The organism is Bradyrhizobium sp. 26S5 (assembly GCF_036923295.1).
GTDB classification, from domain to species: domain Bacteria; phylum Pseudomonadota; class Alphaproteobacteria; order Rhizobiales; family Xanthobacteraceae; genus Bradyrhizobium; species Bradyrhizobium septentrionale.
Map to the genome: position 1 here is coordinate 5946685 of NZ_CP145948.1, position 17495 is coordinate 5964179.

Here is a 17495-nt window from a genome sequence, read left to right on the forward strand (position 1 = left end):
CGGCATGAACGAAGCAGCCCGGACGCTCCCGAATTTCCGCAGCGACAATGTCGCGCCGGTCAGCCCCGAGATCCTGCGGGCGATCGCTGAGGTCAATCGCGGCCCGGCCGCCGCTTATGGCGGCGACGATTATTCGAAGTTGTTGAATGCGCGTTTCTCGGAGCTGTTCGAGACCGAGGTCACCGTATTCCCGGTCTCGACCGGCACGGCGGCCAATGCCTTGTCACTCGCGAGCTGCGTGCGCCCCTATGGCGCCATCTATTGTCACGAAGAGGCGCATATCCATACCGCGGAAGGCGGCGCCACCGAAGCCTTCACCGGCGGCGCAAAGCTCGTCGCCATGTCCGGCCGGAACTTTCGGATCGAACCGTCGAGCCTGCGCGAGGCGCTGGGCCGGGCGGCCTGGGGAGTCCGCAACCGCTCGCAGCCCGATGCGGTGTCGATCACTCAGGCCAGCGAATATGGGACGATCTACTCCCTCGCCGAGATCGCCGAGATCGGAGCCATCGCCCACGACCGGAATCTGTCGCTGCACATGGACGGCGCCCGGTTCGCCAACGCGCTGGCGCGGCTCGGCTGCAGCCCGGCCGACATGACCTGGCGCGCCGGCGTCGACATTCTGTCGTTCGGGGCGACCAAGAACGGGGCGATGTCGGCGGATGCGATCGTGGTGTTCGACCAGGATCTCGTCGAACCCCTGTCCTATCGGCTTCGCCGTGCCGGCCAGACCTTCTCAAAGATGCGCTTCGCGTCTGCGCAGCTGCTCGCTTACATCGAGGATCGCCTTTATCTACGGCTCGCGGCCAAGGCCAATGCCGTAGCCGCCCGCCTTGGAGCGGGCATTGCCGCGCTGCCCGACGTGCGGCTGGTTGCCCCGGTGGAGGCCAATCTGGTTTTCGTCAACCTGCCCGCTTTGGCCATCGACCGGCTCGCGGCGAACGGGTTGCAATTCGCGCGACGCGGCCATGACGTGATCCGGTTCGTGGCCCGCTTCGACAGCACCGAACAGGAGGCTGACGAGGTCATCGCACTCGTCCATCGCGCGATCTCGGGAAGCTGAGAGCGATTATTCCGTAATCGCTTATTCTGGAGACGGATGCCCGGCCCTGAGTCAGGACGAAGCTGGTCGAACCATCCTGGCATTTCCGAGCAGCACGGCTTCAAAGTCGTCCGCGTCACCGCTGACATTCACCTGCTCGAAGTATTCGTACCAACCCGACGCGGCGACCTGCCGCTCAAATTCGCGTTGAAAATCGACGTTCGGTACACGATAGACGCAAAAGAAATCGTACGGAGCACGACGATCGGTCGCGGGAGAGTTCAAACCATAAGCGACGACCTCGACACCGGCGGACTTCAGACCTTTGACCGCCTCGGCCACTTTCGTCACGAAGTCGGTTCTCTCGCTTTCCGGGCATTTGGCCCAAGCGGGACGGTAGTTATAGAGCTCGATGAAGATTTGCTGCATGACGCGCATCTTTCTGAAGAACAACGGTTACACCACAGACTATCCGCAAACTCCGACGCCGGACGAGACGGCCCCTAGAGCCTTCCCATCGTCAGACAGCGGGCTCTCACGCCCTCCAGTTCTTGAACCGGCATCAGCTGCTTCACGATTTCCGTCGTGTGAGCCAATGTTGCAGGATCGGCCAGTTCGGGACGCCCGGTTCCGAAAGGAGGTTGCGGCGCGTACTCAAATGACAACTCGGCGATGCGGCCGGCGGCCTCTCCGGCGATTTGGCCGATCATGGCAAGGCCGAAATCGATCCCCGCAGTCATGCCTCCGCCCGTCGCACGGTTGCGGTCGATGACGTACCTGGCGTCGGTCGGAATTGCGCCGAACAGACTGAGATGCTCCCGCGTGTACCAGTAGGAGGCCGCCTTGTATCCTTTCAAGAGTCCGGCCGCGCCGAGCAACAGCGAGCCGTTGCACACGCTTGTGATCCACGTGGCGCGACTACCGACAGCGGCGATGAAGTCGAGGGTCCGGTCGTCCTGCAGCTGCTTGAAAAGAGAACGTGTGTTGCCGGGGACGAACAGGATGTCCGGATCCTTCCAGCAACTTCCAAAATCCTCCGTGGCCTGCACGCTGACACCGGCGTCGGAATCGACGACGCCCTTGTCCTGCCACACGACCTGCGAGGAGAATCCTGGAAGCATCATGAAGGCCTGCATCGGGCCGGCCAGGTCGATGAATGTGAAGCCAGGAAAAGCAAGCGCCAGTACCTTCATCGATGCCTCGTTCGCCTGAACTTGTGAATTCGCGTTGAAATCCCGCGCAAGCTAGCTGAGAATGCCCATGTCAGAAATGACATATAAACGGCAAATCCTGCCATCCTGACCAGGTGCCGGTTCTGAACATTGTCCGCTGTAAGGAATCTCATGCCCTCGGAGATCAACCGACGTGTTTGGGTCCTGGTATTCCCGGGCTTCGAGTTGCTGGACCTGAGCGGTCCCCTATGCGCCTTCAATCTGGCGTCGGAGATTCATCGTGCTCCCTATCGGATCGAGGTGATTTCCGTTCATGGCGGCACAATCACGAGCGCCTCAGGCGTGCCGATCCATACCTTGAAGGCTTCGCGAGGCAGATCCGTTGACACACTCCTGATCGTGGGAGGCGCCCCCGACAGCGCCGTCGACGGTGATGCCGACACCGTCGCGCTGATCAGGAAGTTGGCTCCACGGGCGAGGCGCGTGGCGAGCGTGTGCACGGGAGCCTACCTGCTGGCCGCCGCCGGCCTGCTCGACGGGCGATCGGTTACGACCCATTGGCGATATGCCGCCGGGTTGCAAAGGCGGTTTCCGCGCGTGCGCGTCGATGCGGACAAGATATTCGTGAGGGATGGCAACGTCTGGACCTCGGCGGGGATCACGTCAGGCATCGATTTGACGCTCGCGTTGATCGAGGGCGATTTCGGGATCGAGGTATCGAAGGCCGTTGCAAGGGACATGGTGGTCTATCATCGCAGATCGGGCGGACAATCGCAGTTTTCGACGTTGCTTGAACTGGAGCCCTCATCCGATCGCATCAGGGATGCATTGAATTTTGCGCGCGAGCACCTGCACGAACCGCTTCCCGTCGACCGCATGGCCGCGGCTGCCCGGATCAGCGCACGGCAGTTTGCCCGTCTTTTTCTGAAGGAGACCGGAGATACGCCCGCCCAGGTCGTGGAGCGGCTGCGTGCCGAAGCGGCGCTTCCGCGCATTCAGGAGGGAACGGAGCCGATCGACATCGTTGCCCGCAAAGTCGGCTTTGGAGACAAGGACCGCATGCGGCGCGCCTTCCTGCGGATCTACGGCCAACCGCCTCGCGCGCTCAGGCGTGCGACGGCGGTTTCGAAAGCCACGTCCCTCCCCGACTCCCGTGATCCCCTTGGTTCTCGAGCACCAAGGCGAAGCCGCACCAAATAGGACAACAAAAGCCCGCTATCCGAAGTGCTCGATCAGCAACTCGGTGAGGACTCGGACTTTTCGAGCGGGGTGCTGCCCCGGCGGCCGGACGACAAACACTCCGGCTGTGGGCGGAGGATAGCGCGTCATCACCGGAGTAAGGGCGCCGGAAGCCAAATAGTCCTCGACGAGGCATTGCGGAAGCCAGGCAATACCGAGCCCTGCTACAGCGGCGACGGCGAGAGCAGTGCCGTTGTCCGCCTTGAACCGCCCCTGCGGATGAATGGAGATTGTTTTGTCCCCGTCGATGAACTGCCAGGTTTCCGTGCCCTGCATGAGCGCCTGATGCGTGAGTAGCTCATCCGGCGTCTCGGGAGCGCCATGCTCCCTGATGTAATCCGGGCTCGCGACGAGGGCACCATGGATTGGTCCGACGCGCCGCGCCATCAGGATTGAATCGCTGAGATAGCCAACGCGTACGGCGCAGTCGAAGCCCTCCCCGACAAGGTCCACGAAGCGATCACTGTAACACGTGTGCACGTGAAGCAGCGGATGGCGCCGCGCCAGTTCCGCAAAAGCCGGCGCCAACAGCGTTGGGCCGAAGGTCAGCGGCGCTGCAACGCGCAGGCGGCCGCGCAGGTCCCCGGCGGGCAGGATCGTCTCCCGCGCGACATCGATTTCGGCGCAGACCCGAGCGGCGTGGTCACGGAACGTGACGCCGGCCTCAGTCAGTGCAGCGCCGCGAGTTGTCCGTGCGAGAAGCTGGACGCCCAGTTCAGCTTCCAGCCGGAACAGCCGCCGGCTCACGATCGACTTCGAGACGCCGAGCCGGCGTGCGGCCGGCGACACTCCGGCGGCATCGGCCACTTCGACAAAAGTCCGCAGGTCTTCGATATCCATTATCGGCGTTCCGCTTTCCGCGACACAGCTAGGCAGATCGCGAGGCTATCGCATCACGCTTCGGAACGACACCATAAACCCGGTGAGAGCGGACGACGCCGCGCACACTCACCGCCTGCTGAAATGGAGATCAAATGCCGAGCTCTTCTGAACATTCGCGTCGCTCCGCCGCAGTCACCGGCGCGGGCGGCGGCCTCGGCCGCGATATCGCGCTCGGACTTGCCGCCACGGGCTATATCGTTTTTGGCACGGCCATGTCCGGCGCAGAGATCCAGGATTTGAAGGACGCCTCCGGCGGGCGCGTGAGCCTGACCGTCTGCGACTTGACCAAAGAGCAGGCCGTGAAGGCCTGGGCGGGCGGCGTGTCCGACGCGCTCGGCCCTTCCGGCCTTGATCTGCTGATCAACAATGCGGGCATCCTGACCCCGGGCCCAATCGAGGTTCTGCCGCTCGACGCCATCCGGCGCGAGTTCGACGTCAACGTGTTCGGGGCTCTCGCGGTCATGAACGCTTTCCTGCCGGCGCTGAGGAAGGCGCGCGGCCGCATCGTCCAGGTCAGTACCTGGACGGCGAGCATTCCGCTCCCCTTCAACGGGCCGTCAGGCGCGTCGAAGGCGGCCATGGAGGTGTTTGCGGCTGTTTACCGCGCCGAACTGAAACCCTTTGGGGTCGACGTCGTCGTGGCGGCTGCGGGCAACATGAGAACCGGCGGCCCCGCCAAAACGGCAGCGGCGCTCGCACGTGTTGCCGAAGACATGACGGCCGAACAACGCGGACTGTACGGAGAGTCCTTCAACACGTTCGCAACCACACTCAATGGCATGCAGAGCAGCGGGCTCGATTCCGTCCTGGCGGCTAGGCGCGTAATCGAACTCGCCGAGCAGGTGCCCGCACCAAGTCGCGCGCCGGTCGGCGCGGACGCCGATGAGATGCTCCGAGCCGCTCGCGAGAAATCCGACGATGAACTGGATACGCTCCGCCTTCAGATCGTCGGCCTCGGCTAGGGCCATCCGGCCAATCCACTTTTCGCAAGAGGAGTTACCCATGATCGAGCTGTTTGATTCCGATGACAGCCGCGCCGTTCGCAACAAGGCCAGCATCCTTAGCTTCTATGATCTGGTGATCAACCAGAAGAAGTCGGAGGAGTTCGTCGCCGAGTTCATCAGCCCCGCCTACGTCCAGCACAACCCGCTCATTGCAAACGGTCCAGAGGCGCTGGGGCAGTTCTTCGGCCAGATCACCCGGGAACGCGCCCGGGCGCGCGTCGTCGTCCACAAGATCATCGCTGTCGGCGATTATGTGTGGGCTCACGTGAATTTTCTGAATCTGTTCAACGACGATCCGAACGATACGGGGATCGCCGGCGTCGACATCTACAAGATGGATGCCGACGGAAAGGCCATAGAGCATTGGGACACCTTGCAGCTCGTCGGTGACCCGAAGAACTCGGCTCCGTGGCTCGCGCCGAACGTGTCGCGCGCCAACCCTAACGGCATGTTCTGAACAGGAGGGTCAGCTATGAGCGACACACTTGGTCCTCTGATGGAAAGGAACCTGCACGAAGTATTCGGGCAGCCAGATTCCGCGCGCAGAGCGGTCGCAATCGCCGAGATCTACGCCGCGAATTGCACGTTCTTTGAAGCGGGGGAACGGATCGTTGGCCGCGACGCTCTGAACGCGAAGATCGAGCGCATTCTCCAGGACGCTCCCGGATTTGTGTTCGGCGCGACGGGATCCGCTGAGGTGAACCATGATCTCGGCCGCTTGCGGTGGCAGCTCGGACCGGCTGGAGCTCCGCCTCTCGTCACAGGCATGGACGTCGCAATCTTCGAGTACGGGAGAATTCGGGCGCTGTACACCTTTCTCGACAAGCCTGCGAGCGATTGAGCCGGCCCGGGCGCCGGTTTCGTCACGACGGCGACACTGCGATTTGCGAGCTGAAAACACCGGCAAATTTGGAAAGGCATTCAGCCCGGTTGCCGAAATGACTTCAACAATTGTCGGAATGAGATCGAGAACTCGCGCCAAATCACTGAAATTGCTTGGAGCGGGTGAAGGGACCCTCGTATTCAGCTTGGAAGTCTCAAAGAACTATAGTGTTTTCAAAGGTCGCTCTGACATTTTCGGCGTTTTTGGCCCATTGAGATCACTACAAAGTTTCTCGTTGTCAGAATGGCGTTTGCGAGCCCCATGGCCTCCACTGGCAATGTAGACACCGCCCGAAATCAGCAGCATTGCGATCCAGTCGATTGTTGCCGGCCGTTCGCCGAGGATCGGGATGGCCAACAGCGTCGTCATGACCGGGGACTGGGCCGCGAACGCCGAGCCGTTCGAAGCGCCAAGAATGCTCACCGCGCGTCCGTAAAGCCAAAACGAAATCACCGGCGTTAGAACTCCCTGAACCAAGGCCTGCAGCGCGACGTCACGCCAGGGCGCGCTGAAGAGAGTGGTCCCGGAAATGATGACGTATACCGGCACGTAAGTGAGCAATGACCCGACGGCGGCAATCGCAGCAGCGTGAAGCCCTTCCAATCTCGCTTTCCGCATGGCCACGGTGTAGCAGGCCCACAACATGCCCGCAGCGATGAACAGGGCGTGGCCGATGTTCTGCCGTGATCCGATCGTACCGCCCGCGCCCCAAACGATGCCGAGGACGCCGATAACGATCAAGGCGAGCCCGATCCGCTTGGCGACGGTGAAGGCCTCATCCAGCACGACGGCGGCCAGGATCGCAACAAGTACGGGTATCAGAGCGGTATACAGAGACGCGGCGTGTGCCGCCGGTGCGAATAGCAGACCAGCGTAGGACACCAACACCATCGGTGCCCCACCGCCCAGCACAATCGCTGCTAGTCCGACGCCCCCCAGGCGGTCGACGGCAAGGCCCTTCCTTACCAGATGCGGCAGCAAGATCGATCCAGCGACACCGAAACGAATTGCCGTGATGTCCCAGGGTGTGAGGCTTGTCTTGAGCCCAAGCCGCGCGGCCACGATCCATGACGCCCAGATGCTCACGGCCGCAAGGCCGTAAAGCGAGCCGCGCACGTAGTCGGAGGCTGTTGGTTTCGACAAGGGATAAACCTTCCGCGGCATGCGTCTGCGCCACGCTCAGGCGGTCACAAGTGAGCGTTGGCGAGACGAGTTCATCGGAACACGGCCTCCACCATGACGGGCTCTGGTGTAAGGCCCTCCCAGATGGTGGCGATGTGCAGGCCGGGCGTGGGTCTGATGCGCGACATGGCGCCGAGACCGAGGCGGTCACCCGCAACAAGCCGAACACCACGTGCGTGCTGGTTCCGGACGATCCACAGCACCGCATTCATCGGATTTCCCATGATGACCTCTGCGCTTTGTCGATCAACGATCGTATTGCTTTCGACATTTCGCGTCGTGACGATCATGCGCTTGAGCTTTTCGGTTGCGGCCTCTGTTCCATCGAATGGGATCGGTGTCCCGGTCAGAACTGCACGCGCGCCCACATTGTAGACGGTCAATATCGGCGCCGTGATCTTCTGGTGGATGTTCACAAGAGAATCCCCGAGTTCGATGGATGGGAGCAAGAAGGCGATAGAGCGCGCCACCTCCGCGACGGTTCGAGCGTCGTTGATCGCTTCGTCCTTGACCACGGCAAGAAGTTTCGCCTCGACGATTGGACGTGCGCCATAGGTCACCGGGATCGCGGCACCATCGGCCGGCCTGAACATCGCGGCGAGATAGATGCCTCCGAGGGGCTCCTTAAGCCCCAGGTCACGCTGCGCGGGGGGCGTGATTACCGCAGCCTTATAACCAAGCGGCCGGCCCATGAGGGGCTGGATGTGAGCGAGAAACACATCACGGATGCACACGGCCTCATCCATCGAGAGGTCCGGACCGAGCAAAGGGAGAGAGGTTCGAGAAACCCAATGCTCCGCCACCAACGCTCCGAGCGCTTTACAATCCATGGCCTTCTCCTCGCCGAATGCCTGGTTTAGAGAACGCCACAACCGCACAAACCAAGAGACGCATTTTTGCGATCATGCTGCGTCATAGCCATCTGCAGCCCACGGACCGCCCTGGAACACGACGGCTGGGCCGCGTGCTTCGTCGTTCGCCAGAGATTCGGTCATCTCGGCAGCGAACCTATCGGCGTTGTCCTTTGGGATGAAAGCGAGGTGACCGGCTGCGCTGTTATTCCACCAGCAGCGGGATCCGGCCGAAACGCCGTAAGCGATGGTCGCTCCCACCCGTGGAGCCACCAGCGAACGCCATACAAGCTCACCAAGGTCACGGTAGCTCACCCAGGTGCTGAGCTGACGAACGTTCGTCGGTTTGTCCAGCGCAGACCCGATCCGGATGCAAACCGATTCGATTCCGTGCTTGTCCCAGAACAGGCGCGCGACGGCCTCACCGAAGACCTTGCTGGCGCCATAGAGGGTGTCGGGGCGAGGCAAAGCCGATGCATCCACCGATTGCTCAACCGGATAAAACCCAACGACATGGTTGGTGCTGCCAAAGACAACCCGCTTCACGCCCGCCGCATGAGCCGCAGCGAAGACGTTATAGGTTGCGATGAGATTGGCTGATGCAATCTGTTCGATTGGCGCTTCACGCGGGATTCCCGCCATGTGGACGATCGCGTCAACACCGGCGACGACGGATCGTGCTGCGAGCGGGTCCGAAAGGTCGCAGCGCACCGTCTCCTCGCCGTCCCGGGGCGGGTCGAGAGCGAGAATGTCGGTGCTGCGCAACCGGATACGCGGGCGCAGAAACTCCCGCAGTCGAAGGCCAATTTTTCCGGCTGCTCCGGTCAACAACACGGTCCCGAAAGACGACATGATGATGCTCCTTCGCGGCTGCCTATTAGCCCCAAGGCGATCAACCACGCGAAGAAGGTCGCAGACTAGCCGCAACCTGTCAACCATACGGACATTTGTCCGCTATACGGACATTGCCTTTCGGTCGAAACACCGGCATAACGAAACAGGTTCCACGAGAGAAGGCAGGCACATGCCCAGAGAAGTGGCAAAGGCCGTGTCGGTCAGTCGACCGGTTCAAGAAGACGAGCGCCCGGCTCATTTCGTGCAAAGCCTTGAACGGGGATTTCAAATCCTGCGCGCATTCGATCGCGAGCACCCTTCCATGACGGTCAGCGAAGTGGCCGGCCGCACGGGCCTGACCCGAGGCACTGCACAGCGTTTTCTGCTCACGCTCGTCGACCTCGGCTATGCGGAGCACGATGGAAAGCGCTTCGGATTGCGGCCGAAAGTTCTCGATCTCGGATTCGCCTATCTGGCGTCGAATGATGTCTGGGATACCGTCGAGCCTTTCGTGGAAGAGGTCGTGAATGAGTTGAACGAGTCATGCACGGTGGGTGTTCTCGACTGGCCGGACATTGTCTACGTTTGTCGCGTTCAAGCACACCGGGTTGTCAATGCGGCCTTGAGCGTGGGATCGCGCGTGCCAGCGAACGCATCCTCACTTGGCCGCGTGCTGCTCGCCTATTTGGATCCGCTGGTTCTTGACCGCTATCTTCTCGATACGCCCCTTCCTGCGCGGACCCGACATACGATCACGAACCCGCGCGAGTTGAGGAAGGCATTGAACGAGGTGAGAAAAAATGGATGGGCGCTCGGCGATCAGGAATATGAAGAGGGTGTTCGTTCGGTGTCGGTGCCGCTCAGGAATCGCCAGGGCAGCGTCATCGCTGCAATAAAGGTCGTTGCGCCGACGAGCCGGGCGACCAAAGAGGAAATGATCAGGCGATTTCTTCCCGTCCTCCGCCAAGCCGCCGAACGGGCAAATGAGGCATTGCGGGCCCGTTGAGGGTTGGGTGGTCCGGGGGACCCATTTTTGCGCCACGGCCGCCGATTTCCGCACGCGCGTTCGATACCTCTTCTCCAAGTCAAGATGCTCGGTTTTGATGACCTCGCACATCGAGCAACACCGGAAATACGGCAGCGTCTCAAGCGGCACGCGAAACAGTCGCTCGGAAAGCAAGCATCGGAACGTGCAAAGCAGCCCGACTTGTCAGAACAAATCCGCCCCTATCGCCAAGTCCATAAAAAGGCTGGAGCGGGTGAAGGGAATCGAACCCTCGTATTCAGCTTGGAAGGCTGCTGCTCTACCATTGAGCTACACCCGCGTCAGGCGATCACCTAACACGGCCGGACGGCCGCCTCAACTGGTTCGGCTCGCGTCCCAATTCCCCGGTCAAGGGAGCATATTTCGATAAGATCCGGCCGGTTTCTGGCGCGGATGGGCCGGACGGCGGCCTTAACAGCGGCGGATTCGCCGCCTATATTGTGAGTCCCATCAACAAAGAAAGGAGGTGATCTAGTGTCTTGTCTCAAGCGCTGTCACCTCGCTGGGATCGCCCGCTAGGCTTTGAGTAATCAGCCTGGCATCGGGGCGCTCTCAGCCCTGACCAGCGAGACAACAAAAACGGGGCGCGGCGGGAGCAATTCCGCCGCGCCTTTTTTGCGGTCCGGGCTGAGCGATTAACGCCCCCTGCCCCAAACGCGGACATCGAATCAGAGGCCGAAAAAGCGGAGCCAGCGCGGCAGCCAGCGGCGCCTCGCGGGATACCTTGTCGCACCACAAAAACGATCCCGTCCGCTACAAGGGAAATGTCGGCGTGGGTTGCCGCGAGACGTCCTTCGGCCTGCCGCATCAGAAATGAGGAGCACATAGATGCTTTATGCCATCCTGGCCTATCACGTCGAAGCCGAGGTCAAATCGTGGACCGCCGAAGAGGACGCCGCCGTGATGACGGGCCTGCGCGAGGTCCATGAACGGCTGAAGGGCCGGCTCGGTCCCGCCGCACGGCTCGGCGATACCCGCAAGGCCAGCACGCTGCGCGGGCCCGGCCACGGCATGGTGATCGACGGCCCGTTCTCGGAGACCAAGGAACAGCTGCTCGGCTTCTATGTGATCGATTGCGCCGATGAAGCGGCGGCGATCGCAGCGGCGCGCGACCTGCGCAGCGTCAACCCGTCGGCGGTCTACGAGATCCGCGCGCTCAAGGTTTACATCCCCGGCGCGCCGTTTCCGGAGACCGCTGGGCCCAGCGACGCGTAGCAGGGTGCTCGATTCTTTTTGACGCGTTTTCTTCACGCGAACCGGTACCCGCTTCGCTCGAAAACGCTTCGGCTCAGCGGCTGGAGCGTTTCGGCAGCTTCGGAAGCCTGCTCGGATCGAACTTCGGCAGCGGCAGATCCGGCGGCGGTTCGGGCGTCACGTCCTGGCTCGGAATCAGCGTCACCTCGAAGGCGAGATCGGGTACGGCATCCGCCCTGCCCGTGCAGGTCGCGATCGCACCGCTGAAGACACCCTCGAGCCGCACCACGAGGTCGTCGGTGCCGAACACGGTCGCATGTCCATCGGAGTGCCGTCTTGTGGTCAGAACGGCGGAGAAGCGCTCGCCGTCGACCTCATAGGTGCCGCTGTAGAGCATGATGGCATCGCTGCCCCACAGCCGGCCGTCGGCCACGTGGACGATGCCGGTGCCATCAGCAAGCGACGTTCGAAACCACGCCGCATAGGTACCGTTCTTGAGCATGGAGCCCGTTTCCATTTGCTCCGTTTCACCGCAAACGATCTGGGCACCGTTGCCTTAACAGGGGGTGAAGGAACCTGGATGTGAAGAATTTGGCCGTGCGCTCATTGGCCGTCGATCTGCCGCCCCATGATCGCGATCGCCTTCTGATAGACCCCTGCGGCGTTCCACGCCTCGATCGCGGCGAAGTTGGGTTCCCCCGGCTGATAGCCGGCGCCGGCGCGCCAGCCATGGGCCCGCAGGAAGTTCGCCGTCGAGTTCAGCGCGTTGGCGGCGACGTCGAGATTGCCGGTGCCATAGGCGAGAACGTTTTTCGGCATGAACTGGGTCTGGCCGATCTCACCATGCATCGAACCGCGCGTGCTTCCCGAGAGCGTGCCTCGGTCGATCAGTTTCAGCGCGGCATAGAGCTGGTCGGTGAAGAACTCCGGACGGCGGCAGTCATAGGCGAGGGTTGCGATCGACGACAGCATGTTCTGGTTGCCGCGCTGGCTGCCGAAGCCGCTTTCCATGCCCCAGATCGCGATCAGCGGTCCCGGCGGCACGCCATAGCGCTGCTGGATCGAGGCGAATAACGCCGCCTGCGATTGCTTGAGCGAACGGCCGCGCGCCACGATGGTCGCAGAGCCCCGCTTGGCCATGAACTGCTCGAGCGACAGGCCAAAGCTGCGCTGGCCGCGATCCGCGGCAATGGTCGCGCTGGCGTAATGCGACTGCATCAGCGCGTCGATCGCGGTGGCGCCGACGCCCTTGGCCCTCGCCTCGCCGGCGAATTGCTCCTTCCAGGATTCGAAGCCGCCAGGTCCGTTGCCGCACTGCGCCGCGTTCGCCTCAACGCCCAGCGTTGCAACCATCGCGACAGCAGCGAGCGCCGATGCCGCAATCAGCCAGCCCCTCACCATCCGAAACCCCCTCCGCAAATGTGCCGCCGCCCTCCGGGCGCAGCGTTGAAGATGGCCGGATTTGCATGACCCGGCGATGAACGATCCGCCTCAGATTCGGCCGCGGATCGCCACGATATGTCGCGGGGAGCGGATTGGCCATCCCGGCCAGATCAGGCAGGCCGGGACATTTGGCCCCTGCGGCCGCCACTGCGCTTGACATTGACGTTAATGACAAGGTGCTAGGCCGACCCTCGACAGGAGATCGCGATGAAGATTCAGGAGGCGGCGCGCCATCTTGGCGTGAGTGCCCGGGTGCTTCGGCACTATGAGGCAGCGGGGCTGATCGTGCCGCAGCGGATTTCGAACGGCTACCGAAGCTACTCCGCAGCGGAGATCGAACGGGCCGCGTGGGTGCGAGACCTGATCGCTTCGGGGTTCTCGACCCGCGAACTTCGCAATCTCTTGAGCGCGCTGGAAGGCGGCCGGCGCGGCGCTCGCGTGAACTGCTCCGCAGTGATGCAGCAGAAGCTCGACCAGATCGATCGAGCGATTGCGGTGCTGCGCCAGCGGCGGCGCGCCTTGTCGCGTCGGCTGACCGAGCCGGATCGCAGCCGCAGCAACGCATGAGATGAGGACCTGGCGATGAAGATACTCAATATCCTGGCGAGACGTTACCTGCCGCTAGACGGTCTGGATGAGGCCGTGGCCTTCCATGAAGCCCTGATCGGCCAGACGGCGCGCCTTCGCTTCGACTATCCGGAATATGATCTCAGGCTCGCGCAGGTCGCCTCGATCCTGTTCATTGCCGGGACGGAGCAGAGCCTGAAGCCGTTCACGGCGACGCATCTGACGTTTCTGGTCGATGACATCGACGCGTTCGCCGCCCATCTCCCCCGCGTCGGCGCTACGGTGCTGGAGGCTCCCAAGCCGGTCCCGACCGGCCGCAACATGCTGGTGCTGCATCCGGACCAGACTCGCGTCGAATATGTCGAGCATCGCGACAAGCATCCGGCCGATATGCTGCCCTGAGCATTGCCGCCACGAGATCATGACGGACGGCGGCTCGCTATTCAGAACTGTCGGTCGTGCGTGAGCGAGACGGATTGGTCGGTGGTCTGCTCGCGTCCCGTTCAGTCAGGAGGCCCCGTATTGTCCCGGATTTCCAATTGCCGATTTTTCCCGGCTACAACTGGCATTCACGATCAAAATGGGGTTCCTCCGATCGGGACGTCTTGGCTGATCGCGTAACATGCTTCATCGATCTTTCCGGGAATACGGGTATGCAGATCAAGCCGGCACAGTGGACCACGGAGGACGAGCACCGGCTGTTGCAGTTGCTCAGAGAGACGCTGCTGACGCAGCGGGAGATCGCCCAGGAGCTTGGACGCACGGAGGCCGCTGTGAACTGCCGGCTGTCGGTGATCCGGAAACGGCTCGCAGGCGGCAGGCCGGACGAGCCGTCTCCATCATTGATGCGTCCGCACCCATAATTTCACGGTGTTTCAAGGCTGTTGGGCAATGACGTAACGTAGCCCCGTTGATCCGGTGCCTACTTCATATTTCGAATTGATTGCACAAAGAGGGGCCGCGAAAACGCGGCCCTTTCTTCTCTCCCCTCTCGATTTTGCAACGCCGGGGTCCGTCTCCGAAACGAGAACGGCAATCGGCGAGCGAACCTACCGAGCCCAGCGACGAACGACCGGCCCCGGCGCACAAGGCGTTGGGATTTCGTAGGCGAGCACAATCCACACCCGTAATACAGCGGGCATTCCAATTGCCACTTCTTCCCGACTATAATCCACGCTCTGGGAGAAAACACCAAGGACGGGGACGGCTCCGGCGATCACGACATCTCGCCGGGGCCGTTCAACCCGCCTGCCCCACGCAATACTCGCAAGCAAGTCGGATGACATCAACTGCCCAGGCGGCGTGCTACGGCACGTCGCCTCGCCTGCGCGGGCCGACGGTTTGCGGCCGGTTGAGGAAGAATTCGCGGTTGCCGAGCGCGGCCTCCGCATACTGATCGATCGCCACGATGATCGCCTGCACGTGGTGAAAGCACCAGCCTTCCCGCGTTGCCCGGTGCCGAACCTCGGCCAGCGCCTTGATCCAGGGCGCGTGATCATCGCTGTCGTGGAAATACCGAAGCGGCTCTCTCATCTTTCCTCCGGCAGATCACGTCTTCCAGCTCGGCGCGCTTGCGCGACAGCAGAAGCTGCGCCGACGCGCTGTCGCGCCCGGCCCGCCTGAGCCGGTTCACGGATGCGTCGAGCTCGCGCAACTCGGCGCGCAGCCGCAGCATCCTGAGCGCGTCATCACGCACGCGCTTCGCTGGCGACCAGCGCTGGCCTCCCCGGGCGAATGGAGACGGGTGCCGTCGTGCGGCGCCGCGGCGCCACGCTCGCATACACGATGATCGGTTCGCGGTCGCCGAGGACGCCGCGCTCCTCGACCAGACGGCTCATGACGAGACGCATCTTCAGCAGGTCCCCGGCCACGAAGGCGCAGTCCTCGTCCCGGTTGAGTTGCTCGCGCATGATGGCCTCGGCCTCGAGCATGCTGACGCGCAGCGCCCTGATCTGCCTGCGAATTTCACTGATACGGTTGTCCATGGCGGCCTCCTGTTCACGGTGGAGGGCAATTAGAACAAAACAAGAACATCAAGTCAAGCGGTGCACCCGCTTATCATGCGACACGATTGCCGAACTCGATCCGGCGAGTTCCTTCTGTCGGAACCCTGAGGGTGACAGTTGTCACGACTTCAACGTGGGGCTGTTGGGGGATGAATACCTGATCGACAGAGGACGCACAGCGTCGCAAGCTCCTCAATCGTCACGTCCCGCGTCGTCGGCGAACAGCCGACAATGGCAGTGGAACAATGCGCCATCGAACTTGTCTACTCAAATAGACAAATTAAAATGACGGCGATTCTGTTTCGATCATTGCACAGTACATGCCCAAGTCCTCCAAGCTGGTCGCCGCGAAGCGCGGCAAGGTTCTTCTGGTACGGCGCCGATCCGACGGCCTGTGGATGTTCCCCGGCGGACGCAGGCGCGCGCGGGAGACCGGCAAGGATTGCCTGAAGCGCGAGATCAAGGAAGAGCTGCCGAAGCTCAAGCTCGGCAGGCTCAGCCTGTGGAAGGAAGTCACGGCCAAGAACAAGCGTTCGGGCCGCCGGATGAGCGATGCGATCTTCATCGCCAAGTTTGCCAAGGGCAGGCTGGCAATCGGCGACAAGAAGGAGATCGACCGCGCGGCCTGGCAGAAGCCGCGGGGCCTCCGCCTGACGCCGACCTCGCGCTACATCCGCGATCGGCTGTTTCCGAGAAAGCAGCGGCCCCGGAGATAGGCGGCGGAAGATTCGCTGTAGCGGGAGCTGACGTCCACGTTCGGGATTGGCCTCTCTCCGAACGTCCCGGCACTCACCCTTGAAATGCAAACAGCTCGATCGGCTCACTGAAGCCGCGCACTGCGTGTTCGCCGACGCGTTCGAGCCGGAAATCGCGTTCGACGAGGTCGGCGAACGCACGCGACAGCAGCACGTTTTTTCCCAATTGCTTGGTGAGGGCTTCGAGGCGCGACGCCATGTTCACCGCAGGTCCGATCACGGTGAAGTCGAGCCGGGTACGCGATCCTATGTTGCCGTACATGACGTCGCCGACATGGACGCCGATGCCGTAATTCATCGGCGCGCGGCCCATCATGCTGTTCTTTTCGCTGAGCGCCGCCATCGCCTGCCGCGCCTCGGACACGGCGTGCAGCAGGTTGGCGCAGGCTTTTGGGTCGCTGAGCGGGAAGATGGCGAGCAGCCCGTCGCCGATGAATTTCAGGATTTCCCCGCCATGCCGCGCAATCGGCTCCGACATCGCGTCGAAATAATCGTTCAGGAGATCGATCACGTCGTCGCGCGGCCAGCTGTCCGAGATCCGGGTGAAGTCCCTGAGATCGCAGATCATGATCGCGGCGCGCACCGTCGTCCCGCTGCCCCGCCGCGTCGCCCCCGCCAGGATCAGCTCGCCGGCATGCGACCCGACATAGGTCTCGAGCAGCGTCCGCGCCAGCCGGTTCTTCATCCGGATTTCGCTGACCAGCGCCAGCACCGGCAGCAGCTTCGAGAGGCCCGCGATCTGCGCATCGTCGAAACCTCCGGGCCGGTCGGTCGCAAACGTCACGACATGCCGCTTGCCAAGCGTATGGAGCAGCGGCCACGCCACATAATCCGTCAATCCCTGTGCGCGCATCTCGTCATAGAGCGCGTGCTTGCGGCCGGGCGCCCGTTCGAGCCGTTCGCGCACTTCGGTCGCCCCCTCATGGATTTCGTAGACCGGACTGCCGATATATTCCGAGCGCTCCCTGACCTCGTAGTCGACCCGCGTGATCTCGGCCTCGCGCTTGCCGTCGGCCCAGATGATCCGGGCGCCAAGCCATTGCGGATGCTGGATCAGGAGATTCATCGTCGCGCGCTTGAGGGGAATGCCCGCACGCTGCAGCCGCAGGCAGAGCTCGGCGAAGATGTTGTCGATGAAGCGCTCGTCGCGCGTCTCGTTGGTCAGCCAGCGCACAATCTCGCCGTCAGACTGCGGAGCGACGGAATCGATGTCGGGCGGCGCGTTCATTTCTTGCTCCGGAGCGGCGAGTGGGATCAGACAGTCGGTATGTCGTGTGTCCGCCCGGCAACGTCAACGTCGCCAGCGGTAATGTGATCGTGCGCGTCTGGCGGTCGAGGCACCGCATGCCGGCCTGCCCAAGCCCCCTCCGTGCCGTCGATCTGCTATCGGTCCTGCGAA

General features: G+C 62.5%; 23 protein-coding genes and 1 tRNA gene. 11 read left to right on the plus strand and 13 right to left on the minus strand.

Features of this window, described 5'->3' with window-relative positions:
- Positions 1-4: 4 nt before the first annotated feature.
- Complete coding sequence (locus V5279_RS27925; RefSeq protein WP_338690037.1) at positions 5-1060, plus strand: threonine aldolase family protein; 1056 nt, start codon at positions 5-7, stop codon at positions 1058-1060.
- Positions 1061-1111: 51 nt separating this feature from the next.
- Here V5279_RS27925 and V5279_RS27930 read toward each other — a convergent pair whose 3' ends face one another.
- Positions 1112-1468, minus strand: coding sequence for a DUF6616 family protein (locus tag V5279_RS27930; protein WP_338690039.1), 357 nt, complete (start codon positions 1466-1468; stop codon positions 1112-1114).
- A 74-nt stretch (positions 1469-1542) separates the two neighbouring features.
- A complete protein-coding gene (locus V5279_RS27935; RefSeq protein ID WP_338690041.1) occupies positions 1543-2232 on the minus strand; it encodes a DJ-1/PfpI family protein in 690 nt (229 codons plus the stop codon).
- A gap of 150 nt (positions 2233-2382) precedes the next feature.
- On the opposite strand from V5279_RS27935, the gene V5279_RS27940 reads away from it, so the two are divergent.
- Positions 2383-3411 (plus strand): GlxA family transcriptional regulator, encoded by a 1029-nt coding sequence (locus V5279_RS27940; protein WP_338690043.1) that lies wholly within the window; start codon positions 2383-2385, stop codon positions 3409-3411.
- Positions 3412-3426: 15 nt separating this feature from the next.
- Here V5279_RS27940 and V5279_RS27945 read toward each other — a convergent pair whose 3' ends face one another.
- The gene (locus V5279_RS27945) at positions 3427-4290 is read right to left on the minus strand and encodes a LysR family transcriptional regulator (protein WP_166297500.1); all 864 of its coding nucleotides are present in this window, start codon (positions 4288-4290) and stop codon (positions 3427-3429) included.
- Between the two features lie 134 nt (positions 4291-4424).
- On the opposite strand from V5279_RS27945, the gene V5279_RS27950 reads away from it, so the two are divergent.
- Genes V5279_RS27950 through V5279_RS27960 form a run of 3 tightly spaced genes read left to right on the plus strand, consistent with a single transcriptional unit; the run spans position 4425 to position 6177 of the window.
- Complete coding sequence (locus tag V5279_RS27950; RefSeq protein ID WP_338690046.1) at positions 4425-5294, plus strand: SDR family NAD(P)-dependent oxidoreductase; 870 nt, start codon at positions 4425-4427, stop codon at positions 5292-5294.
- A gap of 40 nt (positions 5295-5334) precedes the next feature.
- On the plus strand, positions 5335-5793 hold the full coding sequence (locus V5279_RS27955; protein WP_338690048.1) for a nuclear transport factor 2 family protein: 459 nt from the start codon (positions 5335-5337) through the stop codon (positions 5791-5793).
- A 15-nt stretch (positions 5794-5808) separates the two neighbouring features.
- Positions 5809-6177, plus strand: a complete 369-nt coding sequence (locus V5279_RS27960) for a nuclear transport factor 2 family protein (RefSeq protein WP_338690050.1) — start codon at positions 5809-5811, stop codon at positions 6175-6177.
- A 204-nt stretch (positions 6178-6381) separates the two neighbouring features.
- On the opposite strand, the gene V5279_RS27965 is transcribed toward V5279_RS27960, so the two are convergent.
- From V5279_RS27965 to V5279_RS27975, 3 genes are all read right to left on the minus strand, one after another.
- On the minus strand, positions 6382-7383 hold the full coding sequence (locus tag V5279_RS27965; protein WP_338690052.1) for a DMT family transporter: 1002 nt from the start codon (positions 7381-7383) through the stop codon (positions 6382-6384).
- 50 nt (positions 7384-7433) lie between these two features.
- Complete coding sequence (locus V5279_RS27970) at positions 7434-8231, minus strand: hypothetical protein (protein ID WP_338690054.1); 798 nt, start codon at positions 8229-8231, stop codon at positions 7434-7436.
- A gap of 72 nt (positions 8232-8303) precedes the next feature.
- Positions 8304-9104, minus strand: coding sequence for an NAD(P)-dependent oxidoreductase (locus V5279_RS27975; RefSeq protein ID WP_338690057.1), 801 nt, complete (start codon positions 9102-9104; stop codon positions 8304-8306).
- A gap of 172 nt (positions 9105-9276) precedes the next feature.
- Here V5279_RS27975 and V5279_RS27980 point away from each other — a divergent pair, with 172 nt between their 5' ends.
- A complete protein-coding gene (locus tag V5279_RS27980; protein WP_166297508.1) occupies positions 9277-10092 on the plus strand; it encodes an IclR family transcriptional regulator domain-containing protein in 816 nt (271 codons plus the stop codon).
- Between the two features lie 245 nt (positions 10093-10337).
- On the opposite strand, the gene V5279_RS27985 is transcribed toward V5279_RS27980, so the two are convergent.
- Positions 10338-10411: transfer RNA gene (locus V5279_RS27985), tRNA-Gly, on the minus strand.
- A gap of 548 nt (positions 10412-10959) precedes the next feature.
- Here V5279_RS27985 and V5279_RS27990 point away from each other — a divergent pair.
- Positions 10960-11346 (plus strand): YciI family protein, encoded by a 387-nt coding sequence (locus V5279_RS27990; RefSeq protein WP_338690059.1) that lies wholly within the window; start codon positions 10960-10962, stop codon positions 11344-11346.
- A gap of 73 nt (positions 11347-11419) precedes the next feature.
- Here V5279_RS27990 and V5279_RS27995 read toward each other — a convergent pair whose 3' ends face one another.
- Positions 11420-11827, minus strand: a complete 408-nt coding sequence (locus tag V5279_RS27995) for a hypothetical protein (protein WP_166297510.1) — start codon at positions 11825-11827, stop codon at positions 11420-11422.
- A 101-nt stretch (positions 11828-11928) separates the two neighbouring features.
- The gene (locus tag V5279_RS28000; protein ID WP_338690062.1) at positions 11929-12726 is read right to left on the minus strand and encodes a lytic murein transglycosylase; all 798 of its coding nucleotides are present in this window, start codon (positions 12724-12726) and stop codon (positions 11929-11931) included.
- 249 nt (positions 12727-12975) lie between these two features.
- Between V5279_RS28000 and V5279_RS28005 the strand changes: the two genes are divergently transcribed.
- From V5279_RS28005 to V5279_RS28015, 3 genes are all read left to right on the plus strand, one after another.
- A complete protein-coding gene (locus V5279_RS28005; protein WP_338690064.1) occupies positions 12976-13335 on the plus strand; it encodes a MerR family transcriptional regulator in 360 nt (119 codons plus the stop codon).
- Between the two features lie 15 nt (positions 13336-13350).
- Positions 13351-13737 carry a VOC family protein gene (locus V5279_RS28010; protein ID WP_338690066.1) on the plus strand — a complete coding sequence of 129 codons (387 nt, stop codon included), beginning with the start codon at positions 13351-13353 and terminating at the stop codon, positions 13735-13737.
- A 251-nt stretch (positions 13738-13988) separates the two neighbouring features.
- Positions 13989-14198, plus strand: a complete 210-nt coding sequence (locus V5279_RS28015; protein ID WP_029080226.1) for a hypothetical protein — start codon at positions 13989-13991, stop codon at positions 14196-14198.
- Between the two features lie 442 nt (positions 14199-14640).
- On the opposite strand, the gene V5279_RS28020 is transcribed toward V5279_RS28015, so the two are convergent.
- From V5279_RS28020 to V5279_RS28030, 3 genes are read right to left on the minus strand one after another with little or no spacing between them, the layout of a single operon-like run.
- On the minus strand, positions 14641-14868 hold the full coding sequence (locus tag V5279_RS28020; RefSeq protein ID WP_029080225.1) for a hypothetical protein: 228 nt from the start codon (positions 14866-14868) through the stop codon (positions 14641-14643).
- A complete protein-coding gene (locus V5279_RS28025; protein WP_084518414.1) occupies positions 14831-15010 on the minus strand; it encodes a hypothetical protein in 180 nt (59 codons plus the stop codon). Before V5279_RS28025 ends, V5279_RS28020 begins: the two co-directional genes overlap by 38 nt.
- A gap of 13 nt (positions 15011-15023) precedes the next feature.
- Positions 15024-15320 (minus strand): hypothetical protein, encoded by a 297-nt coding sequence (locus V5279_RS28030; RefSeq protein ID WP_338690079.1) that lies wholly within the window; start codon positions 15318-15320, stop codon positions 15024-15026.
- A 341-nt stretch (positions 15321-15661) separates the two neighbouring features.
- Here V5279_RS28030 and V5279_RS28035 point away from each other — a divergent pair, with 341 nt between their 5' ends.
- Positions 15662-16057, plus strand: coding sequence for an NUDIX hydrolase (locus V5279_RS28035; protein ID WP_338690082.1), 396 nt, complete (start codon positions 15662-15664; stop codon positions 16055-16057).
- Positions 16058-16130: 73 nt separating this feature from the next.
- Here the strand turns inward: V5279_RS28035 and V5279_RS28040 are convergent, their stop codons facing one another.
- Complete coding sequence (locus tag V5279_RS28040) at positions 16131-17324, minus strand: adenylate/guanylate cyclase domain-containing protein (RefSeq protein ID WP_338690084.1); 1194 nt, start codon at positions 17322-17324, stop codon at positions 16131-16133.
- Positions 17325-17495: the final 171 nt, after the last annotated feature.